This window comes from Brucella sp. NBRC 113783 (assembly GCF_040372265.1).
GTDB classification, from domain to species: Bacteria; Pseudomonadota; Alphaproteobacteria; order Rhizobiales; family Rhizobiaceae; genus Brucella; species Brucella teleogrylli.
In genome coordinates, this window is sequence record NZ_BAABRX010000006.1 from 54,318 (window position 1) to 72,626 (window position 18,309).

Below are 18,309 nucleotides of genomic sequence, written 5' to 3' on the forward strand. Positions count from 1 at the left end.
TTTCTCTTTATCCGGCGCGATCAACCGATTTGTGATCGTTCTTGTCAACTTAATAGCCCAAGGTCGTCACAGATTGGGCAAAAGGCTCATCAGATTGTCGATCAATGGCGAGTGATTGCTCTTCATCGAGGCGAGCGCCAGACGCGCGGAAAGTGGTTCGCCTTCAATCGGTCGGTAGGTCACGCCCGCAAGCCTGATCTGCGCTATAGCGGTCGGCACGATGGAAACGCCCAGATCGGCGGCCACCAGATTGACGACCGATGGCATTTGCGGTGCCTCCTGCGCGACGATCATTTCAAAACCAGCGTCGCGGCAGGCCGCAACCACATCGTCATAAAGACTAAGGCCGACAATGCGCGGAAACATCACAAAAGCTTCGTTCGCCAGCGCCGAAACCGGCAATATCTCATGGGTCGCCAGCGGATGATGGCTCGGCAAGGCGATCAGCATCGGCTCATCGGCCAGGCGCTTCATCCGCACATCCTTCGGGTTTTCCAGACCGGGCCGAATGAATGCCGCATCGACCTCGCCGCGCACAAGCCTTTCCATCAGGAGGCTGGTATTCATCTCGGTGAGCGTCAGCCGCACCTCCGGCCAGCGGGCGCGAAACTGCCGGATCGTGCCGCTGACCACCGGATTAAAGGCGGACGACGCGGTGAAGCCCAAAGCCAGACGCCCGGTCTCGCCGCGCGCCGCACTTTGCGCGGCAAGCTTGGCTTTTTCGGCGGCAGCGACAGCAGCCTTCGCTTCCTCAAGAAAGGCCGTGCCCGCCGCCGTCAGCTCAGCCCCGTGGGGAACGCGGTGAAAAAGCGCCACACCGATTTCGTTTTCCAGATCGCGGATCTGCTGGCTCAAAGGCGGCTGACCGATACCGAGATTGGCCGCTGCCCGTGTAAAATTGCCCTCGTCGGCGACGGCCAGAAAATATCTGAGGTGACGCAGTTCCATCGGTATATCCAAAACATATCACAATCGTCTGTTCCATATATTAGACAAATGATGCGCTTTTGACTAGATCAAGGCTCGGGAGGTTTTGAAAAGGCAAAGTCATGTCCCGCGTCCAAGAACGCAGTCTCGATAGCGTCAGAACAGCAGACAGCACACTCAAGCTGGTCACCGCGCCGACACCATCCGGAGCGGCACCGGAAGAAAAGCATTATCTGGTCAAGGGTACGCCCGCGTTTCGCAATGCCAGTGTCGCGCTCTTCCTGTCAGGCTTTGCAACCTTCTCGCTTCTCTATTGCGTGCAGCCTTTGATGCCGCTCTTCGCGCATGATTTCAACATCACGCCTGCGGCAAGCTCGCTGTCGCTTTCCGTTTCAACCGGTTTTCTCGCCTTTGCGATTTTCTTTGCGGCCATCGTTTCCGAACGTTTTGGCCGCCGCTCGCTGATGTTCGCCTCCCTGCTCGGCTCCGCGCTTTGCACCATCGCCGCTGCACTGGTTCCGGACTGGCACATGCTTTTGGCACTGCGCGCCTTGCAGGGCCTGCTGCTGGGCGGCGTCCCGGCGGTCGCCATGACCTATCTTGCCGAAGAAATCGACCCGCGCGGCCTTGGTGCATCCATGGGCCTCTATATCGCCGGCAACGCCTTTGGCGGCATGGCGGGCCGTGTCATCACGGGAACGCTGGCTGAATTCTTCTCCTGGCGCGTTGGCCTTGCGGGCATGGGGCTGCTCGGCCTTACCGCAGCCATCGGCTTTCTGATGCTTCTGCCCGCTTCGCAGAATTTCACCCCGCGTCCGGGACTGAATGCGCGGTTTCACCTTAGCGCCTGGGTTGGCCATATTCGCAATCCGGCCCTGCCGCTGCTGTTCGCCATCGGCTTCCTCGTCATGGGATCATTCGTGACGATCTATAACTATATCGGTTTCCGTCTAGTCGCCGCACCTTACAGTCTGAGCCAGACGGCACTCGGCGCCATTTTCTCGGTCTATCTTTTCGGCATTGCCGCATCCTGGATCGCGGGTCGCATGGGCGACAGGCTTGGGCACTTCATCGTTCTCCCCATCGGCCTCGGTCTTGAAGCGACTGGCGTGTTGCTGACCCTGTTTGCACCTTTGCCTGCCATCATCACCGGCATCGTGTTCCTGACCGTCGGCTTCTTCGTCAGCCACTCGGTCGCCAGCGCTCTGGTCGGAAGGCTGGCGCTTCATACCAAGGGTCACGCATCATCGCTTTACCTCTTGGCCTATTATCTCGGCTCCAGCATTGCAGGTTCCGCAGGCGGTATCTTCTGGATCGCCGGTGGCTGGAGCGCGGTGACAGAATTCACCTTCGCCATGCTGGCCATCGCCTTTGCCGCATCGCTCGCAGCCGCGCGTTTCGCCCGTCGGGATTGAAAATGCCTCGCAAATTGCCTAGCAGGTGAATTGCCATGCAACTGACAGCGACTTGACAGTTGCATGACAATGAATGGAGGCTGGGGCATGAGCGAATTGGCCGACTGGCTATCGGAAACACATCCGGTCAACCGGAAGAACGCCGCCGAAGTCGTGTTCGACGACATACGGTCGGCGATCATATCCGGTCGCCTTCAGGTCGGCACGCGCCTCCCCTCGGAAGCGCGACTGGCGGACCGGTTCGGTGTCAGCCGTCCCATCGTGCGCGAGGCTCTCCGCTCGCTGCAAACGCTCGGCCTCACACAAACCCGCACTGGCAGCGGCACCTATGTATTGAACGCAACGCCCGCAGCGGAACTGAGCTATGATGGCTATTCCGCGCGCGACCTGATTGAAGCGCGCCCGTTTATCGAAATTCCGGCGGCAGGCTGGGCTGCTCTTCGTCGTAGCGAAGAGCAGCTCGCCCATCTGCTGGGTCTTTGCGACAGGCTGGACCGGCAGACCGATCCACATAAGTGGGAGCTGCTCGATTCCGAGTTTCACAGCGCCATAGCCGTTGCCTCCGGCAATACGCTTTTCGCCAAGATCGTCGCCGATGCGCGCAATGCGCTCATCCAGCAATCCGAGCTCATCAATCTCATGGCAGGTCGCCGCGAAGCCTCCAATATCGAACACCGCCGGATCGTCGACGCCATCGCAGCCGGTTCGGAAGCCGACGCCCGCGCTGCCATGGAAGCGCATCTGAGCAAGGTCAAAACTGCGGTGAATGCCATCACGGGAAACAGCGCCGCTTAAACGTTTCCTGCGGAGAAGCCAGAATTCGCTCTCACTTTCGAGTTCGCCGGTGCCTGTGGACAATTGTCACCGGGACAATCTTGGGAGCCGGGTAAAATTGCTGCGAACGGAAGCTGAAAGCTAACGTCTTATTTTCAAAACAATAAATGCTTCCAAGAGAAAGCGAAGAGCCTCAAGTGGCCCGGTCCGGTCTTGTCGGTGACTTGACGCGTTAATTTCAATATGCGTTAACAGACCTCCTAATCTGTCATACAGCTTAACAGATTACCCTCATAATTGGGTGACGTAACACCCCTATTGAACGGCCAACGGCGCGCTGTAATTAGCGATTCAAGCTGTGAAATGGCCCTATCGAAAACGCGCTTGCAAAGCGCTTACCCGGGAGGAGCAATGTCGATTGATACAGTGAAGGTCGGTCTGGGGGCCAAGCCGATAGAACGAGAAATATTTATCGAAGAAGACAACGGCTACCACAAGGCACTGAAGCCGCGGCAAATCCAGATGATCGCCATCGGCGGGGCGATTGGCACCGGACTTTTCCTCGGCGCAGGCGGACGCCTCGCGCAGGCGGGGCCTGCCCTCGTTTTCGTCTATGCGCTTTGCGGCTTCTTTGCCTTTCTAGTTTTACGCGCATTGGGCGAATTGATCATGCATCGGCCAAGTTCGGGGTCGTTCGTCTCCTATGCTCGCGAGTTCTACGGCGAGAAACTGGCCTTTGCGGCTGGCTGGATGTACTGGATGAACTGGGCGATGACCTCGGTGGCCGATGTCACTGCCGTTGCGCTCTATATGAATTTCTTCAAGCACTATGTTCCCTGGCTGCAAGGGGTCGACCAGTGGATGTTTGCGCTGGCTGCCCTGTTCATCGTGCTTGCGATGAACATGATGTCGGTGAAAGTCTTCGGCGAGATGGAATTCTGGTTCAGTGTCGTCAAGGTGCTGTCGCTGGTCATATTCCTGGCGGTCGGCATTTATTTCGTGGTTTCTGGCACGCCGATTGACGGCCATGCCGCTGGTTTCAGCATCATTTCCGATAGCGGCGGCTTCTTTCCGAACGGCATATTACCGGCCTTCGTGATCATACAGGGCGTCGTCTTCGCTTATGCCTCCATCGAACTGATCGGCACAACGGCTGGCGAAACCGAAGACCCGCGCAAGGTGATGCCCGGCGCAATCCGCACCGTGGTCTTCCGCCTGCTCGTCTTCTATGTCGGTTCGGTTCTGCTGCTTTCGCTGCTGCTGCCCTATACGGCCTATTCCGCCGGTGAAAGCCCGTTCGTCACCTTCTTCAGCAAGATTGGCTTCGAAGGTGCGGATATCATCATGAACCTCGTGGTACTGACGGCGGTTCTCTCATCGCTTAATGCTGGTCTCTATTCGACAGGCCGCATTCTGCACTCCATGGCTGTTTCAGGCTCCGCGCCTGCCGCACTCGCCAAGATGAACAAGAACGGCGTTCCCTTTATCGGCATCGCGGTCACCGCCGTCGTGACAGTGATAGGCGTCGTTCTCAATGCCATCGTGCCTTCGGACGCCTTCGAAATTGCCCTCAATCTCTCCGCGCTCGGCATCATCACCGCATGGGGCGTCATCGTTCTCTGCCAGCTGAAGCTCTGGTATCTGGCGCGGCGCGGCGAAATCGAACGGCCTGATTTCAAGATGTTCGGCGCGCCCTATACGGGTATCCTGACGCTTGCTTTCCTGCTTGGCGTGCTGGTGCTGATGGCGTTCGATTATCCGGTTGGAACCATGACCATCGCCTCGCTGCTGATCATCATCCCCCTCCTCATCATCGGATGGTATCTGATGCGCGACCGTATCCATCGACTTGCTACATAACGTGCTATAGATGCAAGCACACTAAGCAAGCGAGGGGAAACGTGAACACATCGCCGATCAAGCCTGTGGTGGCGGTCATCGCCACCGGGGGCACCATTGCAAGCAAACGCGGTGAAAATGGCGCGAGCACGCCGACCTTATCCGGCGGAGACCTACTTGCGCTATTGCCGGATCTCAAGGCCGATCTGCGCCCCATCAACCTGATGGAGAAGGATTCCTCGCTGCTCACGTTGGCCGACATGCAGCATATCAGCAATGCAGTCGGCGAAGCGATGGAGAAACCCGACATCAACGGCGTTGTCGTCCTGCATGGCACCGACTCCATGGAGGAAACCGCGCTTTTGGTGCAGCTTCAGCACCGGCTTGCAAAGCCGGTTATCTTTACCGGTGCGCAGTTTACAGCGGATAGTCCCCATGCCGATGGCCCTGCCAATCTGGCTGATGCGGTCAGGCTTGCCACGGATCCGGCCAATGCCGCGCGCGGCGTGCTGATCGCTTTTGGCGGGCGGGTTTTGCCTGCATGGGGTGTTTATAAGGCCAGCAGCGACAGTGCTGATGCGTTTCATCCAACACGCATGCTAGCTGCGCTGCCGGATGTGAAGCTGCCGTCACCGCTTGATGATAGCCGCGTCGATACGGTTGCCATTTATCCCGGCTGCGATGCCACCCATGTCGCGGCCAGTGTTGCAGCAGGCGCGCGTGGCATCGTTCTGGCGGCACTTGGCTCCGGCAATGCGACGCCGGCAATTGTCGAAGCCGTCAAGCTTTGCACCGAAAGAGGCATCCCAGTCGTGGTATCGAGCCGCGTCCCGGAAGGTTTGTTGACGCCAAGCTATGGCGGTGGTGGCGGCGGATACGATCTTGCGGCGGCAGGGGCGATCCCTGCCCGCACACTTCGTCCCGGTCAGGCGCGCATTCTGCTGGCGGCGCTTATTGCCAATGGCAGCTCGAAAGACGCGATCATCCACGCCTTCAGCGATAATCAATAACCCATATGAAAAGGGCCGGATTGCTCCGGCCCTTTTATCTTTCTGTCGGCTCCGATCACTCGCCCGGCACCAGATGCGGTGCTTCGATCTTTGCCCCCGAATGCTTGAGCGGGCGTTCGCCGCTCAGCTTTCGGATCAGCACATAAAATACCGGCGTCATGAAGATGCCGAAGGCCGTCACGCCGATCATGCCCGCGAAGACCGCGATACCCATTGCGGAGCGCATTTCCGCACCGGCACCCGTGGATGTGACCAGCGGCACCACACCCATGATGAAGGCCATGGAGGTCATCAGGATCGGGCGCAGACGCAACCGGCTGGCCTCGACGGCGGCCTGCACCACACTTCGACCGGAAAGCTCCAGCTCGCGGGCAAATTCCACGATCAGGATCGCGTTCTTCGCCGATAGCCCCACAAGGACTATCAAGCCAATCTGGGTGAAGACATTGTTGTCGCCTCCCGTCAGCCAGACGCCGGTGAGCGCCGCCATGATACCCATTGGAACAATCATGATGATCGACAGGGGCAGAGCAAGGCTTTCATATTGCGCGGCCAGCACTAGATAGACCAGCAGCAGCGCCAGCGGGAAGACGAGGAAGCCTGAATTGCCAGCCAGAATCTGCTGGTAGGTCAGATCGGTCCACTCGAAGGCGATGCCCGCAGGTAAGGTTTCCTGCGCAATCCGCTCGATGGCCGCCTGCGCCTGACCGGACGAGAAGCCGGGGGCCGGATTGCCGTTGATATCGGCAGACAGGAAGCCGTTATACCGGATGGCGCGTTCCGCACCCACGGTCTGCTCCACTTTCATCAGCGCCGACAGCGGGATCATTTCGCCCGACTGCGAACGAACCTTCAGCTTGCCGATATCTTCGGCATGGCTGCGATAATTCGCATCGGCCTGAATGCGCACGCTGTAGGTGCGTCCGAACGCGTTGAAGTCGTTGACATAGAGCGAACCCAGATAGATCTGCAGGGTTTCAAACACATCAGTCACCGCCACACCCAGCTGGCGCGCCTTCACACGATCCAGATCGGCATAAAGCTGCGGCACGTTGATCTGGTAGCTCGAATAGAGACCGGCCAGTTCAGGTGTCTGATAGGCCTTGGCGAGAAACGCCTTGGTGGCATCGTCCAGCGCGCGGAAGCCAAGACCGTTGCGATCTTCAAGCTGCAGCTTGAAGCCCCCGGTGGTTCCCAGACCCTGCACGGGCGGCGGCGGGAACATGGCAATGAACGCATCTTGAATGGAGCCGAACTTCTGGTTCAGCTGCATGGTGATAGCGCCCGCCGACAGGTCGGGCGTCTTGCGTTCCTCGAACGGCTTCAGCGTGACGAAGACAATGCCGGAATTCGACGAGTTGGTGAAACCATTGATCGAAAGGCCCGGGAAGGCAATGGCATTGGCAACGCCCGGCTGGTTAAGCGCGATATCCGTCATTCGGCGGATGACATCTTCCGAACGGTCGAGTGTTGCCGCATCCGGCAATTGCGCGAAGCCGATCAGATATTGCTTGTCCTGTGCCGGAACGAAGCCGCCGGGCACCGCGCGGAACAGAACGAAGGTGACGCCGAGCAGCACGACATAAAGGCCCATCACCAGCGACTTGCGCGAGAGAATTGCGCCCACGCCGCGACCATAGGCATTCGAGCTTGCACCGAAGAAGCGGTTGAAACCACGGAAGAACCAGCCGAACGCCTTGTCCATGATGCGGGTCAGACGATCCTTCGGCGCATCATGGCCACGCAGCAGCAGCGCCGCCAAAGCAGGCGACAAGGTCAGCGAGTTGAAGGCCGAGATCACCGTCGAGATGGCGATGGTCAGCGCAAACTGGCGATAGAACTGGCCGGTAAGGCCGGTAATGAAAGCCAGTGGCACAAACACCGCAACCAGCACCAGCGCAATCGCGATGATCGGGCCGGACACTTCCTGCATGGCGCGATAGGTCGCTTCGACGGGCGACAGTCCCTGTTCAATGTTGCGTTCGACATTTTCAACCACCACGATGGCGTCATCGACGACGATACCGATGGCCAGCACCAGACCGAACAGGCTGAGAGCGTTGATGGAGAAGCCGAACACATACATGACCGCAAACGTACCCACGATGGAAACGGGGACCGCAACCAGTGGAATGATCGACGCGCGCCATGTCTGCAAAAACAGGATGACCACGATCACCACCAGAACGATGGCTTCCAGCAGGGTGTGAATGACGGATTCAATCGAGGCCTTCACGAACTGGGTCGTATCATAGACGATGTCGAAATCCACGCCTTCCGGCATGGTCTTCTTCAGATCGGCCATGGCCGCGTGAACATTTTCCGAAATTTGCAGCGCGTTGGAACCCGGCGCCTGAAACACGCCCATACCAACCGCCTGCTTGTTATCGAGCAGCGAGCGCAACGAATAATCGGCGGCGCCCATCTCGACACGCGCAACGTCGCCGAGGCGGGTGATTTCGCCTTCATTGCCCGATTTCACGACGATATTGGCGAAATCTTCGGGTGTCTGAAGGCGGCCTTGCGCGTTGACGGAAAGCTGGAGATCAAGGCCGGAAACAGACGGCGAAGCACCGATCACGCCAGCGGCGGCCTGCACGTTTTGCTGCCGGATTGCGTTTGCGATATCGCTGGCCGACAGTCCGCGCTCGGCCGCCTTTTGCGGATCGATCCACACGCGCATGGAATAGTCGCCGCCGCCGAATATCTGCACCTGACCGACACCCGGAATACGGGCGATACGATCCTTGACGTTCAAAACGGCATAGTTGCGCAGATAATTCACGTCATACCGGCCATCGGGCGAGATGAGGTGAACCACCAGCGTCAGGTCGGGCGAGCTTTTTGCGGTGGTGACGCCAAGGGTCCGCACCTCTTCCGGCAGGCGCGGCTCAGCCTGCGAGATGCGGTTCTGCACAAGCTGCTGCGCCTGATCGGGATCGGTGCCAAGCGCGAAGGTGACGGTCAATGTCATGACACCGTCGGCTGTCGCCTGACTCTGCATATAGAGCATGCCTTCAACACCGTTGATCTGTTCTTCCAGCGGTGTCGCGACAGTTTCGGAAATCACGGCGGGATTGGCGCCCGGATATTGCGCGCGGACCACGATTTGCGGCGGCACCACTTCCGGATATTCCGAAATCGGCAGACCTGTCATGCCGATCAGTCCGGCCACGAAGATCAGAACCGACAGAACGCCAGCGAAGACTGGTCGGTCTACGAAGAAGCGTGAGAAGTTCATCTGTTTATCCCCCTTTAGGCGGATGAGCGAAAACTCTCCCGTTCCGCGAAAACATGCGTTCTCGCGGATTGAATAGGCTGAGCTTTTGCGTTTAGCGCGCGTCGTCAGACGCGCCGTTTCAGTTAATTCTTGGCAAGTGTTTCGGTTACGGGTTGCGGTGCGACGACCACGCCCGGACGAATACGCTGCAGGCCGTTGACGACGATGTTCTCGCCAGCCTTCAGGCCGCTTTCGACAATGCGCAAGCCGTCATAATTGCGACCGAGCACCACCTGCCGGTATTCAACCTTGTTGTCCGCACCCACGACGAAGACGAATTTCTTGTCCTGATCGGAGGCAATGGCGCGGTCGCTCACCACCAGCTTTTCACCCGGTTCCGGTTCGCCAAAGCGAATGCGCACAAACTGGCCGGGAATGAGCTTGCCATCCGGATTGTCGATGGATGCGCGCACGCGGATCGTGCCCGTGGTGGCATCCACTTCATTGTTGATCAGCTGGATATGGCCGGAAATCGGCGTGCCATCATCGGCAGCTGTCCCGATCTGGACGGGAATACGTTCGATGGCGCTGCCGCCCGGCGATGCGGCAAGCTTGGCAAGCGCCTTGGTGACAACCTCTTCATTGGCGCTGAAGCTTGCATAGATCGGATCGACCGAAACGAGCGTGGTCAGCACCGGCGAAGCGGAGCTTGCGGCAACCAGATTACCGGCTGTCACCTCCAGCCGCCCGACGCGACCGGAGATCGGTGCGCGCACTTCCGTATATTGAAGATCGAGTTCAGCCGAACGCAACGCCGCCTTGGCCGACCGCAAGCTTGCCTGCGCTTCGTCAAAGGCGCTTGACCGCTGGTCCAGACCGCTCTGGGCGAGCGTACGTGAGGTTACAAGCTGGCGACCGCGATCCAGTTCCGTCTTGGCCAGCGCGACACGCGCTTCCTCGGCGGAAACCTGCGCCCTGGCTTTTTCAACCGCTGCCGCATAGGGCTCCGGATCAATGGTGACCAGCAAGTCGCCCTGTTTGACCAGCGCGCCCTCACGGAAATGCGCTTTCAGGATGGCTCCGCCGACACGCGGGCGAATTTCGACGCGCTCGATTGCCTCAAGGCGACCCGAAAACTCTTCCCAGGTCGAGATGCGGCGCGATTCCGCCTTGGCAACCGAAACCGGCACCGCGGGAGGCGGCGCGGAAATATCCGTCGCCGCATCCGCCTTCAGATGCGGAACGCCAAAAAGAATGGCACCACCGCCAGCTGCAGACAATAGGATACTCAGGCCGGCGCCCCACAGGGCCCGGCGTCCAATGATCGACGTCATGTTGTATCTCCTTGCCGGTCAGGGCCGGCTACATTCTGATCGTCAAATGAAAGCTTGGGAGGACTTTCGAACTGACGTTATGCTGCTATTGCTTTCGCACCGGCCCGCTGGAAGAAATCCGAAAACAGGCCGACAAGAGCTTCTTTCTGTGGCGACCACTCACGGTCCGCCACGTTACTTTCCGGTATCCAGCCAGCCTGACCCGGCAGGACATGGGACTGAACCTTGACGCCTGCCTGACGCAGCCGCTCGGCATAGGACTGGGTCTCGTCGCGCATCGGACATTCGGCACTGGTAACGAGCAGTGTCGGCACCAGACCGGCAAGACGCGTACACAGCGCAGGCGCAGCGTAGGGGTGAGTGAACCCTCCGCACTGACCCAGATAATGCTGCCAGCCATCCGACATGGCCTGCACCGCACTTTCCGGGCAGTATTTGCGGAAAGACGCCGTCGCAAGGCACGGGTCGAGCATGGGCGAAAGCAATATCTGACCTTTGAGATCCGTCAGATTCTGATCTCGCGCCATAAGCGCCAAACCGGCTGCGATATTACCGCCCGCCTCTTCACCGGCGACGAACAGCATCGACTTCTTGTGTGCAAATTCCGGGCAACGCGCACGCATCGAAGTCAGAATGGCATAGGCCACCTCAAGCGCCGCCGGGAACGGGTTGAGACAGGCCGACGAATATTCCGGCGAGACCACCACTGCTCCCGCATCGGCAAGAGCTTCGGCAACACCCTCGCAGGTATCTGGACAATCTGTCGAGAAAGCCCCACCATGGAGATGCAGCACCACAGGCGGCGGTGAAAGCAATTTGGCGCCGCGATAAATGCGTGCCGTGCAGGTGCAATTGCCAGCCTGCATTGTTTCAACCGTAAACTTCTCGCACATCTTTCTTAGCTTTCATGTCTAGCGGCAAACCGCCATGGTCAGATATTAGCATTGTCTATTATCTGGAATAGTCCCCCTAGATTGGTTACACTATCCAAAATCTCGAACAATGACGGTTATTGATCAATGGACCAACTTTCGGCCATGCGCGCCTTTCTCCGGGTTGTCGAAACCGGAAACTTTACGCGCGCCTCCGCGTCACTCGGCATGCCCAAGGCAACCATCAGCAATCTCATTCAGGGATTGGAAGCCCATCTGGGCGCAAAACTCCTCAATCGCACCACCCGTCGTGTTCTCGTAACACCGGACGGCGCACTTTACTATGAGCGCGCGGCGCGATTGCTGGCCGATCTGCAGGAACTCGACGGCAGCCTGTCCAGCGCACAGACCTTGCCCAAAGGCCGCCTGCGTGTGGAAATGGCAAGCGCCGTCGCCAATTTGATCGTCATTCCAGCCCTGATCGAGTTTCACCAGCGCTATCCCGATATCCAGATCGATCTCGGCGTATCGGATCGCCCGGTCGATTACGTGGCGGAAAATGTGGATTGCGCCATTCGGATTGGCGAATTGACCGACCAGTCGCTGATCGCCCGACGGATCGGCGACATGCATTCCATCGCCTGCGCTTCCGCCGAATATCTGGATCGCTGTTCCACGCCGCGGCACCCGTCGGATCTTGCCAACGGCACCTATGCGGTCGGCTATTTCCGTCCGTCCACAGGGCAGCAAATGCCATTTCAGTTCAGGCGTGGCACCGAGGAAATCGAAGTCAACGGGCGCTATGTCGTGGCCGCCAATGAAGCGACCACCTATCTGGCGGCGGTACGCGCCGGTCTGGGGGTCGCGCAGGCGCCTTTGTTCATGGTCCGGGACGATCTGGAAAAAGGCACCTTGAGGCCCGTTCTCGAAGACTGGGAGATCGACCCGATGCCGATCTATCTGGTTTACCCGCCCAACCGGCATCTCAGCAACCGGCTGCGCGTTTTTGCCGACTGGGTCGTGAAGGTCATCGCCAAATCGCAAATGGTTGAGCGCCGCTAACCGGTTCCCATCCCGCAGATTCGGAGATCCGTTCTGGAAAATTTATTTCTGGATACTGGTCTTGACGAACCCTTTTTCGCGCCTATGCATATATAAATCTGACTGTATCGAATTGAAACATATGCCTTATTGGCAACTGCTACAGTCATCTTGCCCGTTTACTTATCATTTGACATGCATTAGCTTCGGAGCCACCAATAGAGAGGGAGCATCTTAGCCAACTGTCGTACAGAGCGCATCGTGAAAAGTGACTGGCGGCTGTCGGATAAGATGTAGTTGAACACCAAAAACTAGAGTGTTTGCAAGGTTTCAAACCTCAGTGAAACCGATCTAGATCAGACGACCCGATATTCTGCCCAGAACTGCTTTCGTATCTATTCTTATTCGTTTTGTAATGAGAGGGGACTATGGCGTCAGGCGACAATCAGAAACTTCCGCTTCTCGCGCTCACCGCCATGGTTGTGGGATCGATGGTCGGCGCAGGTATCTTCAACCTGCCCGGTCGTTTTGGTGCGGCCACAGGTCCCTTTGGGGCAATCATCGCCTGGCTGATCGCTGGCACCGGCATGTATATGCTGGCGCGCGTCTTTCAGGTGCTAGCCGAGAAGAAACCCGATATCGACTCCGGCGTCTTTGCTTATGCCAAAGCCGGTTTCGGAAACTATATGGGGTTCCTTTCGGCTTTCGGCTATTGGCTCGGCAGTTGCCTCGGCAACGTGTTTTACTGGGTGCTGATCGGCTCCACGCTCGGACGCTTCTTCCCCGATATCTTCGGCGATGGCAGCAGCGTGCCCGCCATCGTCGTCTCGCTGATCGGAATCTGGTCGTTTCACATGATGATCCTGCGTGGTGTGGAACAGGCGACTTTCATTAACACGATCGTCACCGTGGCCAAGATCGTGCCGATCATCGTCTTCATTCTCATTTTGATCTTCGCATTCAATTACGATCAGTTTGCCGAAAACTTCTTCGGCGGCCCGGACATGCCTGCCAAGCCGCTGATCGCGCAGGTGCGAGACACGATGCTGATCACGGTCTTCGTGTTTATCGGCATCGAAGGCGCCAGCGTTTATTCCCGCTTCGCCAAGAAGCGCTCCGATGTGGGCACGGCAACCATTCTCGGCTTTGTCGGCGTGCTGGGCCTGATGGTTGCAGTCACGCTGCTGCCCTATGCCGTGATGCCGCAATCGGCAATCGCTGCCGTTCAGCAACCCTCGCTCGCCAGCGTCCTCGAAGTGGTGGCTGGCCATTGGGGCGCGGTGTTCATTTCCATCGGCGTGCTGGTTTCCGTTCTCGGCGCCTATCTTGCATGGTCGCTTATCTGCGCCGAAGTTTTGTTTGCCGCCGCAAAATCGGACGACATGCCGAAACTGTTCGCGGCGCAAAACAACAACCGGGTTCCAGCCAATGCATTGTGGCTGACCAATATCGTCGTCTCGCTGTTCGTCATCTCGACCTACTGGTCACGGGACGCCTTCAACTTCATGCTGGACATGACGAGCGTGACGTCGCTTTTGCCTTATCTGCTTGTGGCGGGCTACGGCATTTTGGTGACCCGTCGCGGCGAAGGTTATGAGGCCGATGCGCGCGGACGCGGGCGCGATCAGGTTTTTGCCTGGATTGCCGCCATCTACACCATCTTCATGTTCATCGCCGCCGGGCTGAAATATGTGCTGCTGGTGGCCGTGCTCTTCGTGCCCGGCACGATCCTTTATTTCTGGGCAAGGCGGGAACAGAAGGTGCAGCTCTTCACCACGGTGGAACTGGTCATCTTTGCCATCACCGTGATTGCCGGTTTGATCGGTTTCTACGGTCTGCTGACCGGCCTCATCACCCATTGAATGTTCGGCGAATAATCACGCGTAGGGAGGTTCAAGCACCATGACAAACGACACTCCGCTTGGTGTACATTCTGAAGTCGGTCAATTGCGCAAGGTGCTTGTCTGCGCACCGGGACGCGCGCACCAGCGCCTGACGCCCAGCAATTGCGACGACCTGTTGTTCGATGATGTCATGTGGGTCGATAACGCCAAGCGCGACCATTTCGACTTCATGACCAAGATGCGCGACCGCGGCATCGAAGTTCTGGAAATGCATAATCTCCTCGCCGAGACGCTGGCTGTGCCGGAAGCCAAGGCTTGGATTCTCGATCATCAGATCGTGCCCAACCAGATCGGGCTTGGGCTGATCGATGAAGTGCGTTCCTATCTCGAAGGCCTGTCAAACCGCGAGCTTGCTGAAACGCTGATCGGCGGCCTGTCCACGACGGAATTTCCGGAGGATATCGGCGGCGAACAACTGGCGCTGATCCGCGATGCCGCCGGGGCCAATGAATATCTGCTGCCGCCGCTGCCCAATACTCTCTATACCCGCGACACCACCTGCTGGATTTATGGCGGCGTGACGCTGAACTCGCTCTATTGGCCAGCGCGCCATGAAGAAACGATCCTGACGTCTTCGATCTACAAGTTCCATCCCGACTTTGCGGGCAAGGTCAATGTCTGGTGGGGCGACCCGACAAAGGATTGGGGCCTCGCCACCCTGGAAGGGGGCGATGTGATGCCCATCGGCAAGGGCAATGTGCTGATCGGCATGAGCGAGCGCACCTCCAGGCAGGCGATCAGTCAGGTCGCGCAAGCCCTGTTCGCCAAGGGTGGAGCCGAACGTGTCATCGTCGCCGCTATGCCAAAACTGCGCGCTGCCATGCATCTCGATACGGTTTTCACCTTCGCCGACCGCGATTGCGTGCTGATTTATCCGGATATCGTCGATGGGATCGATGCCTTTTCCTATCGGCCTGATGGCAAGGGTGGCGTCGAACTGCACAAGGACAAGGGCAGCTTCGTCGATACGGTGCGCGATGCGCTGGGCCTGAAGAAGATGCGCGTCGTCGAAACCGGCGGCAATGATTACATGCGTGAACGCACCCAATGGGATAGCGGCGCAAACCTTGTCTGCGCCTCGCCCGGCGTCGTCTTTGCCTATGACCGCAACACCTATGCCAACACGCTGCTGCGCAAACAGGGCATTGAAGTCATCACCATCACTGGCGCGGAACTTGGGCGCGGTCGTGGCGGCGGCCATTGCATGACCTGCCCCATCATTCGCGACGCTGTGGACTACTAGGCGAGGTTTCGTGCGAATGACGGGAGGCACGCGGACGTTCGGTGCCATCGTACCAGCCATACTGGTCCTTGCCCTGATGTATGTGGCGCAGTCGGTTTTCGCGCCGCTCGTCTTTTCGCTGTTCATCATCGCCATGGTCTGGCCGTGCCAGTCTGTTCTGCAGCGCTATATGCCGCGCGGCCTTGCCCTGCTGATAACGCTGGTGGTCTCCATGGCCGTGATGATCGTCGTCGGATCATCGCTGGTCTGGGGCGTCAGCAAACTCGGACAATGGTTCTTCATCAATGCTGATCGCTTGCAGGCGATTTATCTCAGCTGGACCGGCTGGCTTGAGGAGCATGGCATTGCGCTCGTCGGGCCATTGGCTGACCGTTTCGATGTTCTGTGGGCGGTTCGTTTCATGCAGGGCATGGCGGGACGGCTGAACAGCTTTGCCGGCTTCCTGCTTCTCGTCTTCATCTTCCTCATGCTGGGCCTTTTGGAAGTGGACGACTTCAACAAGCGCCTCACCTCCCCCCGCGCCCAGCCCTATGGCAAGACCATCCTGCTCTGCAACCGCATCATCGGCGCCAAGCTGCGGCGCTATATGCTGGTGCGCACATTTGCCAGCGTTCTCACTGGCCTGATTGTCTGGTTGTTTGCGCTGGGTGCAGGTCTGGAACTGGCGACCGCCTGGGGCGCAATCGCCTTTTCCTTCAACTATATTCCGGTGCTGGGGCCGCTCTTTGCGACGACCTTGCCAACACTGTTCGCCATCGTCCAGTTCGACTCCTGGCAATTTGCCCTGGTGGTGTTTCTCAGCCTCAATGTCATCCAGTTCGTGATCGGCAGTTATCTTGAACCCCGGCTGGCCGGTGCATCGCTGTCGATCTCGCCCTTCGCGGTCATATTCGCGGTGTTCTTTTGGAGTTTCATGTGGGGCATTGCTGGCGCATTCATTGGCGTTCCGATCCTGATCGCCGTCATCGTCTATTGCGCGGCAGCCCCTTCCGCTGCGTGGATCGCCGCGCTGATGTCGAATGACGAGCCGCTTCTGGTGGAAACAGACGCAAATTTGCATTGACGTGATTACAAGAATAAAATGTAGAAATATTCATAAGCATTGACTCTGCAATACTTATTTTCATAGAATTTCTAGCATCCGCATAGCGTTCAATTCTATTGTAAATTACCATTCCGGTAACAGAGGAGGAACCGTTATGTTTCGGCTGGGACAAAAATATCAATCCTTCGTCCATGGCTCCGGCTGCTCCTGTTTCAGCCCGTCCTTGCAACAGGTTTCCCGCCGGTTGGACAGTTTTTCACGCCGCTCCTTCCTTGCCGGGCTGGGAGCAACCGCCATCGCGGCGGCCGCCCCGAAGAAACTCCACGCCCAGACGGCCGGTCCATCAGCCAAGACCTTGTTCCGGCAGGTCAGCCTGTTTGACGGCAAGTCGGACAGCCTGCGCGCCGATGTCCAGATTCTCGTCGAAGGCAACAAGATCGTCGCCGTGGACACGACAAACAGCGCGCCGCCCGAAGGCGCCACGGTGGTTAATTGCGGCGGTCGCGTTCTGATGCCCGGTCTGATCGACGCGCACTGGCACACTTTATATGCTGCCGTGCCTTTGAATGTGCTGTTGACCGGCGATCCTGCGGGCATATTCGCCTCATCGACGGCGGAGGCTGAGCGCACGCTGGAGCGTGGCTTTACGACGGTTCGCGACATGGGCGGGCCGGTGTTCACTTTCAAACAGGCGATTGATAACGGCATTATTCCGGGGCCTCGTATTTACCCATCCGGCGCGATGATCACCACGACGGGCGGACACGGCGACCTTAGAATGCCTTTCGAGGTTCCGCGTGGCGGCAACGAGCTTAGCCTCGGTGAAAAGATCGGCGGCGCGGCCATCGTGGACGATGCGGGCAGCCTCAAGATGCGGGTCCGTGAGCAGTTGATGCAAGGCGCGTCGCAGGTGAAGCTGGTCGGTGGCGGCGGTGTTTCAACCCCGCGCAGCCCACTCGATATGTCCACTTTCGACGAAAACGAAATACGCGCCGCCAATGACGTGGCGCGCGACTGGAACACCTATATGACGGTGCATGCCTATGCACCGCACACCGTGCAGCGCTCGCTGAATGTCGGTGTAGGCTGTATTGAACATGCGCATCTGATGGACGATGAAACCGCGCGAATGTTTGTCGACAAGAATGTCTGGCTCAGCACGCAGCCCTTTCTCAGCATGGACGATACCGGCACACTGACCGGCCCTTCTGCTGAAAGAGCCCAGCAATTGTTCGCCGCAACGCCCCGTATGTATGAACTGATCCGCAAGCACGGGGTCAAGACCGCATGGGGTTCAGATATTCTGTTTTCACCCCAACTGGCTCCGCGGCAGAGCTTCATGCTCACCCATCTCAGCCAGTGGTATTCGAACGCCGAGGCGCTGCGCATGGCAACGTCCGGCAATGCGGAACTTCTGACCCTTTCCAACCTGCGTAATCCTTATCCGGGCAAGCTGGGCGTGATTGAAAAGGACGCGCTAGCGGATCTGCTTGTTGTGAACACCAACCCGCTTGAAGATATCCACGCGCTGGAAAAGCCTGCCGAAAGTCTGGCGGTCATCATGAAGGATGGCCGCATGCAGAAGAACACGCTGTGATCGGTCGCGACCGTCTCCGTATGATGCGTGAAACAAAGGGCGAAGTTTCGGCTTCGCCTTTTTTATGCGCTGTGCGTGCAACGCCAAA

13 protein-coding genes are annotated in these 18,309 nt (G+C 58.2%); 9 read left to right on the forward strand and 4 right to left on the reverse strand.

The window, feature by feature from the left end; genetic code table 11:
• Window positions 1-66: 66 nt before the first annotated feature.
• On the reverse strand, window positions 67-948 hold the full coding sequence (locus ABWW11_RS18045; protein ID WP_109366894.1) for a LysR family transcriptional regulator: 882 nt from the start codon (window positions 946-948) through the stop codon (window positions 67-69).
• Window positions 949-1,049: 101 nt separating this feature from the next.
• Between ABWW11_RS18045 and ABWW11_RS18050 the strand changes: the two genes are divergently transcribed.
• The 4 genes from ABWW11_RS18050 (at window position 1,050) to ABWW11_RS18065 (ending at window position 5,965) form a co-directional block, all read left to right on the forward strand.
• Entirely contained in the window at window positions 1,050-2,342 is a 1,293-nt protein-coding gene (locus ABWW11_RS18050) for an MFS transporter (protein ID WP_109366893.1), read from the forward strand.
• Window positions 2,343-2,429: 87 nt separating this feature from the next.
• Window positions 2,430-3,137 (forward strand): FadR/GntR family transcriptional regulator, encoded by a 708-nt coding sequence (locus ABWW11_RS18055; protein WP_109366892.1) that lies wholly within the window; start codon window positions 2,430-2,432, stop codon window positions 3,135-3,137.
• 390 nt (window positions 3,138-3,527) lie between these two features.
• Window positions 3,528-4,976 (forward strand): amino acid permease, encoded by a 1,449-nt coding sequence (locus tag ABWW11_RS18060; RefSeq protein WP_109366891.1) that lies wholly within the window; start codon window positions 3,528-3,530, stop codon window positions 4,974-4,976.
• Between the two features lie 41 nt (window positions 4,977-5,017).
• Complete coding sequence (locus ABWW11_RS18065) at window positions 5,018-5,965, forward strand: asparaginase (protein ID WP_109366890.1); 948 nt, start codon at window positions 5,018-5,020, stop codon at window positions 5,963-5,965.
• 55 nt (window positions 5,966-6,020) lie between these two features.
• Here ABWW11_RS18065 and ABWW11_RS18070 read toward each other — a convergent pair whose 3' ends face one another.
• The 3 genes from ABWW11_RS18070 to ABWW11_RS18080 form a co-directional block, all read right to left on the reverse strand.
• A complete protein-coding gene (locus ABWW11_RS18070; RefSeq protein ID WP_109366889.1) occupies window positions 6,021-9,206 on the reverse strand; it encodes an efflux RND transporter permease subunit in 3,186 nt (1,061 codons plus the stop codon).
• 122 nt (window positions 9,207-9,328) lie between these two features.
• Window positions 9,329-10,519 (reverse strand): efflux RND transporter periplasmic adaptor subunit, encoded by a 1,191-nt coding sequence (locus ABWW11_RS18075; RefSeq protein ID WP_109366888.1) that lies wholly within the window; start codon window positions 10,517-10,519, stop codon window positions 9,329-9,331.
• Window positions 10,520-10,596: 77 nt separating this feature from the next.
• Entirely contained in the window at window positions 10,597-11,412 is an 816-nt protein-coding gene (locus ABWW11_RS18080; RefSeq protein WP_109366887.1) for an alpha/beta hydrolase, read from the reverse strand.
• A gap of 126 nt (window positions 11,413-11,538) precedes the next feature.
• Here ABWW11_RS18080 and ABWW11_RS18085 point away from each other — a divergent pair, with 126 nt between their 5' ends.
• The 5 genes from ABWW11_RS18085 to ABWW11_RS18105 all read left to right on the forward strand — a co-directional run bounded on the left by ABWW11_RS18085 (window position 11,539) and on the right by ABWW11_RS18105 (window position 18,221).
• Entirely contained in the window at window positions 11,539-12,453 is a 915-nt protein-coding gene (locus tag ABWW11_RS18085) for a LysR family transcriptional regulator (protein WP_109366886.1), read from the forward strand.
• Window positions 12,454-12,860: 407 nt separating this feature from the next.
• Complete coding sequence (locus ABWW11_RS18090) at window positions 12,861-14,294, forward strand: basic amino acid/polyamine antiporter (protein WP_121538440.1); 1,434 nt, start codon at window positions 12,861-12,863, stop codon at window positions 14,292-14,294.
• A gap of 40 nt (window positions 14,295-14,334) precedes the next feature.
• Entirely contained in the window at window positions 14,335-15,579 is a 1,245-nt protein-coding gene (arcA, locus tag ABWW11_RS18095) for an arginine deiminase (protein WP_109366884.1), read from the forward strand.
• Window positions 15,580-15,595: 16 nt separating this feature from the next.
• Window positions 15,596-16,642 (forward strand): AI-2E family transporter, encoded by a 1,047-nt coding sequence (locus ABWW11_RS18100; RefSeq protein WP_109366883.1) that lies wholly within the window; start codon window positions 15,596-15,598, stop codon window positions 16,640-16,642.
• Between the two features lie 136 nt (window positions 16,643-16,778).
• Complete coding sequence (locus tag ABWW11_RS18105; protein ID WP_109366882.1) at window positions 16,779-18,221, forward strand: metal-dependent hydrolase family protein; 1,443 nt, start codon at window positions 16,779-16,781, stop codon at window positions 18,219-18,221.
• Window positions 18,222-18,309: the final 88 nt, after the last annotated feature.